Annotated in this window: 12 protein-coding genes; 9 read left to right on the forward strand and 3 right to left on the reverse strand. The window is 26.9% G+C overall.

Annotated elements, in window-relative coordinates:
• The first annotated feature begins 268 nt into the window (after positions 1 to 268).
• The 4 genes from CUEA01_RS07515 (at position 269) to CUEA01_RS07530 (ending at position 5,078) form a co-directional block, all read left to right on the forward strand.
• Positions 269 to 2,968 (forward strand): ATP-binding protein, encoded by a 2,700-nt coding sequence (locus tag CUEA01_RS07515; RefSeq protein ID WP_268906146.1) that lies wholly within the window; start codon positions 269 to 271, stop codon positions 2,966 to 2,968.
• Between the two features lie 43 nt (positions 2,969 to 3,011).
• Positions 3,012 to 3,737 (forward strand): LytR/AlgR family response regulator transcription factor, encoded by a 726-nt coding sequence (locus CUEA01_RS07520; RefSeq protein WP_234121028.1) that lies wholly within the window; start codon positions 3,012 to 3,014, stop codon positions 3,735 to 3,737.
• An 80-nt stretch (positions 3,738 to 3,817) separates the two neighbouring features.
• Positions 3,818 to 4,414 (forward strand): hypothetical protein, encoded by a 597-nt coding sequence (locus CUEA01_RS07525; protein ID WP_234121030.1) that lies wholly within the window; start codon positions 3,818 to 3,820, stop codon positions 4,412 to 4,414.
• 262 nt (positions 4,415 to 4,676) lie between these two features.
• Positions 4,677 to 5,078 carry a response regulator gene (locus CUEA01_RS07530; protein ID WP_234121032.1) on the forward strand — a complete coding sequence of 134 codons (402 nt, stop codon included), beginning with the start codon at positions 4,677 to 4,679 and terminating at the stop codon, positions 5,076 to 5,078.
• Between the two features lie 111 nt (positions 5,079 to 5,189).
• Here CUEA01_RS07530 and CUEA01_RS07535 read toward each other — a convergent pair whose 3' ends face one another.
• A complete protein-coding gene (locus CUEA01_RS07535) occupies positions 5,190 to 6,641 on the reverse strand; it encodes a UDP-N-acetylmuramoyl-L-alanyl-D-glutamate--2,6-diaminopimelate ligase (RefSeq protein WP_234121034.1) in 1,452 nt (483 codons plus the stop codon).
• Between the two features lie 117 nt (positions 6,642 to 6,758).
• On the opposite strand from CUEA01_RS07535, the gene CUEA01_RS07540 reads away from it, so the two are divergent.
• From CUEA01_RS07540 to CUEA01_RS07550, 3 genes are read left to right on the forward strand one after another with little or no spacing between them, the layout of a single operon-like run.
• Positions 6,759 to 7,625, forward strand: a complete 867-nt coding sequence (locus CUEA01_RS07540; protein WP_234121036.1) for an AraC family transcriptional regulator — start codon at positions 6,759 to 6,761, stop codon at positions 7,623 to 7,625.
• A gap of 46 nt (positions 7,626 to 7,671) precedes the next feature.
• Complete coding sequence (locus CUEA01_RS07545) at positions 7,672 to 8,781, forward strand: SLC13 family permease (RefSeq protein ID WP_234121038.1); 1,110 nt, start codon at positions 7,672 to 7,674, stop codon at positions 8,779 to 8,781.
• Positions 8,782 to 8,840: 59 nt separating this feature from the next.
• Positions 8,841 to 8,984 carry a hypothetical protein gene (locus CUEA01_RS07550; protein ID WP_234121040.1) on the forward strand — a complete coding sequence of 48 codons (144 nt, stop codon included), beginning with the start codon at positions 8,841 to 8,843 and terminating at the stop codon, positions 8,982 to 8,984.
• Positions 8,985 to 9,137: 153 nt separating this feature from the next.
• On the opposite strand, the gene CUEA01_RS07555 is transcribed toward CUEA01_RS07550, so the two are convergent.
• Positions 9,138 to 9,854 (reverse strand): hypothetical protein, encoded by a 717-nt coding sequence (locus tag CUEA01_RS07555; RefSeq protein ID WP_234121041.1) that lies wholly within the window; start codon positions 9,852 to 9,854, stop codon positions 9,138 to 9,140.
• Between the two features lie 306 nt (positions 9,855 to 10,160).
• Here CUEA01_RS07555 and CUEA01_RS07560 point away from each other — a divergent pair, with 306 nt between their 5' ends.
• Entirely contained in the window at positions 10,161 to 11,675 is a 1,515-nt protein-coding gene (locus tag CUEA01_RS07560; RefSeq protein WP_234121043.1) for an Ig-like domain-containing protein, read from the forward strand.
• Positions 11,676 to 11,890: 215 nt separating this feature from the next.
• Here the strand turns inward: CUEA01_RS07560 and CUEA01_RS24895 are convergent, their stop codons facing one another.
• On the reverse strand, positions 11,891 to 12,019 hold the full coding sequence (locus CUEA01_RS24895) for a hypothetical protein (protein WP_268906147.1): 129 nt from the start codon (positions 12,017 to 12,019) through the stop codon (positions 11,891 to 11,893).
• Positions 12,020 to 12,415: 396 nt separating this feature from the next.
• Here CUEA01_RS24895 and CUEA01_RS07565 point away from each other — a divergent pair, with 396 nt between their 5' ends.
• Positions 12,416 to 12,931 (forward strand): hypothetical protein, encoded by a 516-nt coding sequence (locus CUEA01_RS07565; RefSeq protein ID WP_234121045.1) that lies wholly within the window; start codon positions 12,416 to 12,418, stop codon positions 12,929 to 12,931.
• Positions 12,932 to 13,080 lie beyond the last annotated feature (149 nt).

Below are 13,080 nucleotides of genomic sequence, written 5' to 3' on the forward strand. Positions count from 1 at the left end.
ATAGTAGAAAAAATATCTATAAGTTATATGGCGCTTTTTTAGTCTAATTTTAGAAAGAAATATTATATTGTATTAACTTGGAGAAAGTTTAATAATACGGGATGATTATTATAAATTGTGAATATAAAAAATTATATATATACTATTTGGTAAAAACTAACCTAAAAGATTTTACTTTAGAGAACGATAATAAATTACGTAGATAATGGAATCTTTCATATAAGTATGAAGTTTATTATAAAAATATTTGATAAAGTAGGTTGAAAGTATGATATATATTTTTCCTAGACTATTTGTATGCTCTATTTTTTATATTTGCTTTGGAGTATATGTATTGTTTATAAATGTAAAGTCACTTAAAAATAGGGTGCTTTTTTCATTTTGTATTCACTTAAGCTTATGGGCATTAGGAAATGCGTTTATGCTTATTGCACCAAACATATATGTAGCTAATTTATGGAGGATTGTAGCAGCGTTTGGATGGTGCTTTATAAGTAGTGTTTGGTTGGATGTTTGTATTTTACTAAAGAATGAACGCAAAGAGTGGATGATGGATATAAAAAGACTGTATATGTATGTTCCAGGAGTATTTTTCTTTATATTATATCTCAGTTATAAGCCTAATGAAGTAATTATTAGATCAAATAATATGTGGAAAGAGAAATATCCAATTAATTGGTTACAAATTTTATATATAATTTATTATGTAGTCTTTTTTCTTATAGGTATAATGAAAGTTCAGGAATATGGAAAAGAATCAAATCTAAATAGGGTAAAAAAGCAAAGTAAAATAATAACTAAAAGTTCTCTTGCAACTTTTATTATAGCAGTATTTTTGGATATAATACTTCCAATTTTCAAAATTTATGAATGTTCCTATGGTGTTATTGCATTTGCAATAGGAGTAATAGGGGTATGGTATGCTATAACAAAATACAATATGATGGCTATAAATTCTGGTAGTACAAATAGATATATATTAGAAAATATAAAGAATCCAGTTTTTCTTGTTGGAGATGATTTATTAATTAAAGATGTTAATAGTGCAGCATTAAATATTACAGAATTCACCAAAGAGGAAATATTAAATGCTAATTTTAAAACTTTTTTCTTAAATTCTGTGAGAAATAAGATGGTTTTTGAAGAAATTATAAGAATGGGTTCTGTAAAAGATATAGAAACTAACTTGCCTAATAAAAACAATAAATACATACTATGTTTAGTTTCGTCTTCTTTACTTTATGATGACTTCCAGGATTTTATTGGAATTGTATATGTTTTTCATGATATAACAGATAGAAAAAATACCGAAAGTGTTCTTATAAAAGCTCAAGAAAAATTAGAAAATACAGTGCGTAAAAGAACGGTAGAACTTAAAGAAATTAATTTACGACTTATGGAGGAAATTTCTGAAAGAGTAAAAGTTCAAGAAGAATTAAGAAAAAGTGAAGAAAAATACAGGGCATTAATAAAACAATCTTTAGAAGGAATGTTAGTATTTGATCCGTATACTCTCAAAATATTAGAAAGTAATCGTAAGGTTTACGATATATTTGAGATTTCAGAAAATGAAGAAAAAATTTTAACTATAGATAAATTGCTACCATTGAATAGAAAGGAACTTTTAGATAAAGTTAAAAATATAATTGAAAAAAGAAGTGTAAATATTCAAGAAACTGTTACATTAAAGAAAGAGAATGGATCAGTAAAAAATATTGAATATTTAATGGAATTGGTTCGATATAACAGCAAAAGGCATATTATGGTAAGAATTACAGATGTAACAGAAAAGTTAATTCTTGAAGAACGAAAACATCAAATAGTTAAGTTGGAGTCTTTGGGTACTCTTGCAGGAGGTATTGCACATGACTTTAACAATATTCTTGCTGGAATAATAGGATATACTCAATTAGCACTTCAAGATGCAGAAGATCTTATACCAGTTAAAGAAAGTCTCTTAGAAGTTTTAGAGCTAGGAGAAAGGGCAAAGGGGTTAATAGCAAATATATTAACATTTAGTAGAAAAACTGTAATTAGACCTAAGGTTGTTGATATAAAAGATGTCATTAAGGCTGTTATTAATATACTTAAAATTACTATCCCCTCGCACATAAAAATAAAAGAAAATTTTAAATGCAATGATGCTAATGTATTTGTTGATGTAGGTGAGATGAGACAACTTCTGATGAATTTATGCATAAATGCTAGTATTGCAATGAAAAAGAATAGTGAAGGAATATTAGAGATTGCATTAGCTGAGATTATTGTAAGCGATGAAAATCAAAATAAGTATGGAAAACTAAAAAATGGAAAATACATAAAGATACAGATAATAGACAATGGCTGTGGTATAGAAAAATCTATAAAGGAAAGAATTTTTGAACCATTTTTTACAACTAGAGGAGATGAAGGAGGTACTGGACTTGGACTTTCTATGGCACACAGTATTGTTAAGAGGGCAAATGGAACTATAGCTGTGGATAGTGAATTAAATAAAGGAAGTACATTTACTGTTTTACTTCCATTAGCTGAAAAGACATTAAGAGCTGAAGAGGTTTGTGAAAATATAAACAATGATATTACTTCTGCACGAATATTATTTGTAGATGATGAAGAGGATATTGTAAATACAAATGTAAGACTTTTGAAGCATGTGGGTTACAATGTAACTGGAGCAGTAGGTGGGAAAAAAGCATTAGAAATACTTAAAGTAAAAAAAAGTTATTTTGATATATTGATTACAGATAAATCTATGCCAGATATATCTGGTTATTCTCTTATAAAAGAACTGAGAGAGGAGAAATTTGATATTTCCATAATACTAAGTTCTGGATTTAAAAATGAAGCAGATGGAGAATTCATTAATTCAATGAATATAGATGAATTTTTATTAAAGCCAATTTCCAAAAATCAGTATGTAAATTCTATAGAGAGAATAATGAAAAATAGAAGTACAACTATAAAATAAGGGATAAAGTGACATTTTGATGTTTTTAAGGAGAGGAAAACCTATGTTTTATTTTGTTATTTTAGATGATGATACGTTGTGTAATATAAATATGAATAAGAGTTTAGAGAAAATTTTCAATAAATATGAAATGGATGCTGTGGTTGCATTAAATGCTACTGAGCCGAGAGAAGTAATAGAATATTGTTCAAGAAATAGTTCAAGGAATAACATTTATTTGCTAGATGTTGATATCAAAAATTCAATTAATGGTATTGATGTTGCAGGTATTATTAGAGAAATTGATGCTAATGCGTATATCGTATTTATATCTGCACATCCAGAATATATAATGCCGAGCCTTAAGACAAAAGTTTTTGATTACTTAATAAAACCTGTGGCTATTGAAACTCTTGCTAAGTGTATAACTTCAATACACAGAGATTTTTTAAAGATAAATAATAAGGTAACTAATTTCATTGCTATTAAATCAGGATTTAATGTTTACAATTTAAGTGAAGATGAGATAACTTATTTTGAAAAGTATGGACATGTACTTGTTGTTCATACAATTTCAGGTCAAATAGAAAGTTCCGAATCACTAGAAAATATTCAAAATAAAATTGATAAAAATAAGTTTTTTAGATGCCATAAATCTTATATTGTAAATATATTGCACATATCAAAAATTGATTTTTCAAATAACATAGTATATTTAAAAAATGGAGAAAGTTGTACAGTTTCAAAACGATGTAAAAAGGAGTTGAAATCGATATGCGGAATAATTTGAAATTTTTCGAAAACCAATTATTGATTTTTATAGCATGCTTTATTGGCTGTATAATTTTATTGACTGTATTAATTTTTGTAGTGCAAAGAAAGAAGAAGCTTAATTTAGAACTTGAAGAAAGCTTAAATTGTAAAGATGATATATTAAATGAATTTAAGCAAATAAGACATGAATATAATAATATTTTGCAAAATATTATTTGCCTTATGGAGCAAGAAAACTTTACAGAATTGAAAAAATATAAGGAGAGTGTAATAAGCAAAACTCATTTATTAAACCAAAATAGTATAACGCAATTGGTAAAGATAAAAAATAAAAATATACTTAATTTAATTTATAAAATACTCATTAATGCAAAACAATCTAATGTAACTATAAATTTAATGATTTATAATAATATTGATGAGGCAATTTGTTCACTTAAAAAATATAAAATATTAAATAGCTATATAAGCTTTGCTTATGAAACAGCTGTTAAAAATGGAACTTCAGTTCAATTAAAAGTAAATTCAAGCAAACAAGGTCTTAGGTTTGTATTTGAAACTGAACTACTTAATCCTGTTTTAAAGCCAATTCAAATAAAAAAGCCAAACAGGAAATGCAAGGACATTTATTATAATTTTTTTAGCAATGAATGTAAATTGGAGCAGGAAATTCTAATGATTATTACAAAATAGTTTAAAAGTTAAATTATAAAGCGACAATAAGTACTACTTTTTTACCGTTTAGGATATATAATTTACCGATTGTGTTTTTTATATAGAAAAGGTTAATTTAATAGTATATTATGTATATGGGGGAAACATTGTCTAGAAGTTAAAACAAAGTTATTAGAAAATGTAAATCTCGAGAATTACAGCAAATAAGCATGGCTATAAATTTGAAAATGCATTTAAAATTTAAGTTAAGGGAACAATGGTATAAAAGGGAATGGTTAATATGGTAAGTGAGCGGAAAAATAGCGAAATATTAAATAATAAGCATGTATTATTAATTGATGATGAGGCTTTTCTTGTAAGACTATGGAAGAGTATATTAGAAAAGCAGGGGTATAAGGTAAGTGGGTTTACAGATAGCAAACTTGCAAGTGAAAATTTTAAAAATAATCCTCATGATTTTGATATAGTTATTACTGATCAGTCCATGCCACTTATTACGGGTGAAGAGTTGGCAGCGGAATTCTTAAAAATTCGTAGTGACATAAAAGTTATAGTATGTACTGGTTATCCAGAGTATTTAAATAAAGCTGATTTATTATCTGAGGGGGTTTGTCAGTATTTATTAAAGCCATTTGGAAATGATGTTCTTATAAAGGCTATTGAAGAAAACTTGAGAAAATAAATAAAAAATATGGTTAAAAGTAAATAAAAAAAATACATATAATATAAAAGGGTGATAAAGAAGTGCTAGCAGTTTTAGAGGCACTTCTTTTTTCTATAAGTATAGTATAATTTATCGTAAAAACTCTACTGCTACTTCTTTATCATTAAAATGTATTTTTGAATTATTTATAATTTGGTAATTTTCATTACCTTTTCCGGCTATTATAAGTAAATCATCATTTTTTAAAATTTTTATGCCTTTTTCAATAGCACTTTTTCTATCAATTAACTTTTCATAGCTTGAATTTACAGTCTTTATACCATCTTCAATTTCAGAAATTATATCTTTAGGATTTTCTGTTCTTGGATTATCAGAGGTTATTATGCAGTAATCTGATAAAATTCCTGCGGCCATTCCCATTATTTTTCGCTTGGATTTATCCCTATCACCTCCGCAGCCAAATATGGTTATAAGTCTTCCATTAGTCATATTTCTTGCCATAATAAGCAGTTTTTCAAGAGCAGCTGGGGTATGTGCATAGTCTATAAGTATGTTTTTATTAGAATCGTTTTTAACAAGTTCAAGTCTGCCAGGAATAGATTTTATATTTGGCACAAGATTTAAAATTTTATTTATATCCATGCCTAAAGCAATACATACACCTATTGCTGCAAGTATATTATAAATTGTAAATTCACCTGGAATATCTATAGTTATTTTATGACATTTTTCTTTGTATTTAATGTTAAAGCTTACAGAAGACTCAGTATAACTGATAGCATAAGCTTTTATATCTGCATTGGTATTAATGCCATAAGTTATAATTTTACAAGGTGATTTTTCAATGATTTCTTTTGATATTTTATCATCTAAATTTATAACTCCAATTTTACATTTTTGAAATAATTTTAGTTTTTCATTTTTATAGTTTTCCATATTACCGTGTATATCTAAGTGATCTGCAGAAAGATTTGTAAATACGCCTATATTAAAATTGCAAAATTCAACTCTTTTATTTAAGAGAGCTGAGGAAGTAACCTCCATTACTGCATTTTTTGCACCTTTATGTACAAATTGATTAAAGATATTTTGAAGTTCAAGAGCTTCTGGAGTGGTTGGATTAATTTTTTCTACAGCTATGTCTTTATTTTTTAATTTATAACCTAATGTTCCTATGATGCCAGTGTTTTCACCATAGGCTGCCAATATATCTCTTATATAATATGAAACTGTAGTTTTTCCATTAGTACCAGTTATTCCGATTAAATTCAATTTCTTAGAAGGCTCATTATAAAATAAATTTGCGGCGTTTGCGAGAGCAGTTTTTGTATCTTTAACCTTTATTAAAGTTATATTTTCTGTATTTAAATCAATATCATTTTCAGATATTACAGCGCAAGCTCCATTATGGATAGCTTTTTGTATATAATTATGACCATCTACTTTTGTACCTTTTATGCATATAAAGACAAAGTTGCCTTTTAATTTTCTTGAATCATAACTTATACCAGTAATATCTATGCTAGTGTTTCCTTTTATAATAGTGTAGTCTAAATTTCTTAAGATTTCATATAATTTCATTTTACTTCCTCCTAATTTGTCCCTATTTATATTATATACAACATTTTAACAATAAATATTGCATATATTGCTTGATATATTGTAAAAAATGCTTTAATATTTTTGTGGGGTGGTTCTATGGAGAATAAATTAGGATATTTAAATAGAGATTTTCAGTTGTTTCATTTGAAAGATAGAAAAAGTCAAAATTTCGAATTTCATTATCATGATTTCAATAAAATAATAATATTTTTATCTGGAAAGGTTACGTATTTAATTGAAGGAAAGGCATATGAACTTAAACCTTGGGACATTTTACTTGTAAATAATCACGATGTGCATAAGCCTATAATTGATTCTTCTAAAGTCTATGAAAGAATAATTATATGGGCAAATTCAGATTTTATAGAAAAGCATAATTATGAAAATTGTGATCTTTCTACATGTTTTAAATTAGCTTGTGAAAAGAGCTTTAATCTTGTAAGACTCCAAAATAAGCTTCAAGATAATATTAAATTTATAATAGAATCTCTTGAAGTATCAATTAATTCTGTAGATTTTGGAAGTAAACTTTTAAGCAATTCTCTTTTTATACAGCTTATAGTATACCTAAATAGAGTATATATTGATAATATGTATTTAAGTAATGAAGAGGAAGTTAAATATGATAAGCAAATTGAAAAAATATTAAAATATATAAATAGTAACTTAAAGGAAGAACTTTCAGTTGAAGTGCTATCTAAAGAATTTTATATTAGTAAATATTATCTTATGCATAAATTTAAAAAGGAAACTGGATACAGCCTTTATAGTTATGTAATGCAAAAAAGGCTTTTAATGGCAAAGGATCTTATTAAATCAGGGGAATCAATTTCAAAAGCTTTTATCCAGTCTGGGTTTAATGATTATTCATGCTTTTTTCGTTCTTTTAAAAAGATGTTCCATAAATCTCCTAAGGAATTTTCAATTAAAGTGAGCACTAAGTCTATAAAAAATGTGGAATAAATATACTCGTAAATAAAAAAATTAAAAATAGTAGAGGTTATTGAATATGGATATATCTATAAAACTAATTAAAGAAAAATTAAAGAAGGAGAAAGTATTTATTGTGGCGTTTTTTCTTTCTATAATATCTTCATTTATAAAAGCACCCAAATTGTCATACATAAATTTTAAAGTATTAGCACTCTTATTTAATTTAATGATAGTAATTGCAGCATTAAAAAAATTAAAGGTTATGGATAAGGTGGCTATGAAAATTTTATCTAAATGTAGCAATACAAGAATGGTTTCTATGGTATTTATAATGGTTACTTTTTTTTCGTCTATGCTTGTAACCAATGATGTGGCACTGCTGACTTTTGTTCCACTGGCTATATTTACATTTAAAAAGGCTAAAGAAGATTGCATGAAAACCATTATAATACAGACTCTTGCAGCAAACATTGGAAGCAGCCTCACACCTATGGGTAATCCACAAAATTTATTTTTATTTACCCATTATAATTTAAATGGCTTGCAATTTTTTTTTGTGACTATACCTTTTGTAGGGATGGGATTAGTGTGGCTTTTAATTTTAAATAAAAGAGTTTTAAAAAAAGGAATAAAAGTGTCAATTAGAAATGTACATATTGAGGATAAAAAAAGAACAGTTGTGTATGCAATTCTATTTTTATTTATAATAGCTTCTGTATTTGGAGGTGTTAATTATAAATATACTTTTTTAGCAGCAATACTATGTACATTACTTATGGATAGAGAGATTATAAAAGAAGTAGACTATTTTTTGCTTCTTACTTTTATATGTTTCTTTGTATTTATTGGAAATGTATCTAATATAGAATTTGTACAGCAGCAGCTTAAAAGTTTTCTTAAGTTGCCACATATGGTTTATTTTTCGTCTATAATGTTAAGTCAAGTTGTGAGCAATGTACCATGTGCTATATTAATTTCGAACTTTACAACTAATTGGCGCGAAGTACTTTTGGGAGTAAATATAGGAGGAATTGGGACAATGATTGCATCACTTGCAAGTCTTATTTCATATAAAATATATGTTAATGAATTTCCTGAGACAAGCAAAAAATATTCAAGCAAATTTAATTCTTATAATTTTTTTAGTCTACTTTTATTTTGCTTTATTATTTATTTTATGATTTAAATTTAATGTATAAAATACTCTAAAACGATAAACATAATGCTAAAAAGGAGTATGTTATTATGAGCAATAAATTAACTGTAACTAAAAAGAAAATGGCTTCACTTGGCTTAAAAAAGAATGATAGGGGCGACTATGAATATATAGATTCTTCAGAAAAGAATAAATCAAAATATAAACCAATAAAAAAGAATCCAATTAAATAAAATTGCTATTTAATTAGAATATTATGCTGTTTTAATAAATTATTTTGCAATTTCTAGATTTGAAAATAAAACCTCCCCTGTGGTTAATGTATCAAATGGGAGGTTATTTTCATGACAGTATTTATTCAGCTTCTTAAAAAATATAGCATGTTTTTACATGTATGGATGCTGTTTTAATGCTAGATTAAACAAATAAGGATAATCATTTTTTACATGTTTAATATACAATATCCATTGGTAAATTAAAAGTCCATACATTCTATCTATATCCACTGATAAATGAGAATAATCTTCATCACTTAAATTTTCTAGTTTATCTCTTATTGAAAGTTCGTCAATAATGTGAAAAATACTCCAAAGTAAGTCTGAAAACGTGTCGTGTTCTAAAAGTACGGGGTTTCCTAGAAGGTTGAGTAAGAAACTTCTTTTGACCATTAATAAGGATTTTAGGGTATCAAAAGAGGCTTTTTTGCTGTTTATATTAAAGTTGTGCTTTTTTACTAGAGCAGCTGCATTATCAAAATCTGAGGCTGTCCATTTGCTTGTTACACAAAGCTTATGTTTATTTATTTCATATTCAGTATCGAAATTTGAACATTGGCGTACAAGTTCAGAGCCAATTTCGCTGAAGAATACACCTATGACCATATTCATTTTTTCTAGTTTTTCTCTTTTTTCTCTATCAGAAATCATTTTATCTAATATTAAAGAAACTAATAGCATGCTAATAGGCAAAAAAGCTAAGTCTTGAAATAAATAAAAAAAAGTATCTTTGCTGTCGTTAAAAATTATAAATTGCAATAAATATATAATAAATGATGTTCCAAGTAATAATGCAGGTATAATAAAGTGTTTTTTTTGAAATCTCATATAGTATTCATCTCCTTACATATTTGTAAGTATAGCATAATTAATTATAAAAACTCTACTGCTGTTTTTTTATCATTGAAATGTACTTGTTTATTTCCTAATATAACTGGAGATATATTTCAGTTTGTCATTACATTTATAATAATTTTCAAATGTTAGTTTGAAATTTCAAAATGTAGAATTTAATTATAGTAAAATAAAATTTTTTTAACTAATATAACTAACAAAGCTATCGCAATTATGAAAAGTATTATAAAATATAATAAAGTAGTGTTTAAGACATCTTAAATTGAGGGGGGAGAAAAAATGAAGGCAAAAAAGTTTTTTATTGTCGTATTGTTTACTTTGCTAATTTGTATTTCTAAAGGTGTACAAGTTAATGCAGCTACAGATAGCGTTGATACCTTCCCACAAAAAACAGGCGTGGATATGAACAAGGAGTGGAAGGTTGAATTTAGTAAAACAATTGATCCGTCAAGTATCAATTCTACTAACTTTAAGGTTATGGATAATACAAGAGATATCGGGGTAAAGGTCAAAGCCGACAAAACCGATGCTAAAGCAGTAATTTTGGAACTTCCGACACTTGGATATGTTCCAGGAAAAACTTATACGCTTAATGTAAGTCAAGCCGTAAAATCACAAGATGGAAAAAGCTTAAGTAAACCTATTCAAATGAAATTTACTGTAAGTTCTACCATGGTAGATGGAACAAGTTATAGCGGTTTACCTGTAATTAGTGCGTGTGATGTTTTAAATAAAAATTTAACTACCAATGATAAGCTTTCACTAAGTATAAAAGCTTCAAATGCATCTAAAGTAAAATATAGGATATATTTATACAAATTTAATTACACAAGCTATAGTTTTAATTTCTATAAGGAACTTACAACGGGATACACAAATGAAGTTGATGCATCTGTTCCTTACAATTTTCAATATAATTCTCTAATTGATGCCGGAGATTATAAAGTTGTGGTGTATACGAAAAATTCTGATAGTGTGATTGGACAACATGAAGATGGAAATACAGATTTTGATAACTACTATACAAATTATTTTAGATGTGTTCAAAATGTAATATCAAGTTCTAATAATGAACAAATAACCTCTAAGAATTACAATATTAATTTTGACAATATAGTAAATGAGCAATATAATTCAAATTCATCACAGTATGAAATAAAGACATATTGGAGCTTAGCAAGCAAAAATATCATTTCATATTATATGAATCCAAATAACTTTATGGATAACGAAGGAAAGTACATGTTTATGAGGATTGATCAAACCTTAAGTAATATAACTGCAGATGATTTAAATACAATACTTAAAGGAAAAGGCACATTAGAAGGGATGGGACAAGCTTTTCTTGATGCTGCAAATCAGTACAAGCTTAATGTTGCGTATCTTGTGTCTCATGCACTTGAAGAAACTGGCAATGGTAAAACAAATTTAGCATCAGGTAACATAATAATTAATGGAAAACCAACATACAATTTTTGGGGTATACATGCCTATGATTCAGATCCAGATAAGTTAGGTTCTCAATATGCTTATGACAATGGTTGGTTTACACCAAAAGATGCTATAATGGGCGGAGCCAAGTTTATAGCTGAACAATACATATACAGTACTGATTCCACATCCTCTGATAGGAAAACTCTGTATAATATGAAGTGGAATCCTTCATATCCAGCATCATATGAGTATGCAACAGATGTTATGTGGGCATATAATAGTTCTTTGAATATGTATAATTTATTTGATCAATTATTGAGTAAAAGTAATGTGATTTATGAAATACCGAAGTTTAATTAAATAATGTGAACCAAAAGACAGAGTACGGAGTACAGAGTACAAAGTACAGTGAAGGATGATTTTCTGTAGCAAAGCTACAGAAAATCTTAAAACTTATTTTTTAATTGCTTACGCAATCGCGGCATTAATGTTGTTCAGCGAAGCTGACAACATATAAGTTTAAGATTTACCTAACATAAGGAAAGGTAAATCAACCTTAACTGTACTCTGATTTCTTAGCTTCTAGGTAATCCTTTTACTGGCTTGTGCATATTAGTATCTGTATCCATAGTAATTGGATTAGCTGTCTTTGAATTTTTAGTTTTATTATCGTTCTTCTTTTTATTTTCCGATTTTGTTCCCACTTTTATCACCTCTGTATTATAATTTCAAAATTATTAGAAATTATTCAAAGGAATCCACTTAAAACAGAGTACAAAGTACAATGAAGGACGATTTTTCTCCGTTAGCACTACGAAAAAATCTGAAAACTTATTTTTTTATTGCTGCGCAATCGTGCCATACATGGTACTCAGCGAAGCTGATACCATTTAAGTTTAAGATTTGCCTGAGTAAAACGAAAGGTAAATCATCCTTCTTTGTACTCTGTACTTTGTACTCTGCTCCAAAAATTGTAATTTGTGTTTCATTTTCAATAATAAAAATTCCTTTTACATAAAATTATTGTGTAGTAGATTAAAATTTAATATTATAATATAATTTTAGTAATAAACAAATATATGATGAATGGAGGTTAAAATATGGACAGCGATTTTAAAGAATTTACTTCAAAGAAAAAATACATATTGCCTTTAATTGATGTTTTATGTGCAATTGCAATTTTTGCACCATTTGCTGAAAATAGAAAAAAGCATCCAACGGCATTTTGGATATTTTTAGTTATAGCGATTATTTTTATAATATACGTAATTGCAGAGGATATTTATAAATACTATGTGTCAGAAGTAAAAAGGGTACCAGACATATCCATAAATAATGAAATGATAGTTATTAGAAGTGGATTCCCTATAAAAAAGTCAATATTAAAAATTGACGATATTGAAAAAATAGGTGTTCCTAAATATGACGATTCAATTGAAATTAGTTTAAAAAATGGTTTAAAAGCAAATATAAATTTTAAAGGATATTCAAAAGAGGATATAACAGAGATAAAATCAATATTTACAGAAATTAAAAATAAGATTTCTGGAGAAGATAATAATGAAATCAAAACTAAGACGTACCACAATTTTATTGGAAAAACGTATGTAAAATAATATGTGAAATAATATGTGAAACTAGTTCAGCTATAAATCTATATATGTTCAATAATCCCTTGAAGATTGCAACTTTGAAACATATATAGATTAAGTTTCGAAATGGTTTCACCATATATAAACCGTTTCAACTACCAAAATTAATTTGC

This window comes from Clostridium hydrogenum (assembly GCF_021432385.1).
Taxonomy (GTDB): Bacteria; Bacillota; Clostridia; order Clostridiales; family Clostridiaceae; genus Clostridium_S; species Clostridium_S hydrogenum.

Coding starts and splice junctions, on each gene's coding strand:
- CUEA01_RS07515 (WP_268906146.1), top strand. CDS start 269: ATGATATATATTTTTCCTAGACTATTTGTATGCTCTATTTTTTATATT.
- CUEA01_RS07520 (WP_234121028.1), top strand. CDS start 3,012: ATGTTTTATTTTGTTATTTTAGATGATGATACGTTGTGTAATATAAAT.
- CUEA01_RS07530 (WP_234121032.1), top strand. CDS start 4,677: ATGGTAAGTGAGCGGAAAAATAGCGAAATATTAAATAATAAGCATGTA.
- CUEA01_RS07535 (WP_234121034.1), bottom strand. CDS start 6,641: ATGAAATTATATGAAATCTTAAGAAATTTAGACTACACTATTATAAAA.
- CUEA01_RS07540 (WP_234121036.1), top strand. CDS start 6,759: ATGGAGAATAAATTAGGATATTTAAATAGAGATTTTCAGTTGTTTCAT.
- CUEA01_RS07545 (WP_234121038.1), top strand. CDS start 7,672: ATGGATATATCTATAAAACTAATTAAAGAAAAATTAAAGAAGGAGAAA.
- CUEA01_RS07550 (WP_234121040.1), top strand. CDS start 8,841: ATGAGCAATAAATTAACTGTAACTAAAAAGAAAATGGCTTCACTTGGC.
- CUEA01_RS07555 (WP_234121041.1), bottom strand. CDS start 9,854: ATGAGATTTCAAAAAAAACACTTTATTATACCTGCATTATTACTTGGA.
- CUEA01_RS07560 (WP_234121043.1), top strand. CDS start 10,161: ATGAAGGCAAAAAAGTTTTTTATTGTCGTATTGTTTACTTTGCTAATT.
- CUEA01_RS07565 (WP_234121045.1), top strand. CDS start 12,416: ATGGACAGCGATTTTAAAGAATTTACTTCAAAGAAAAAATACATATTG.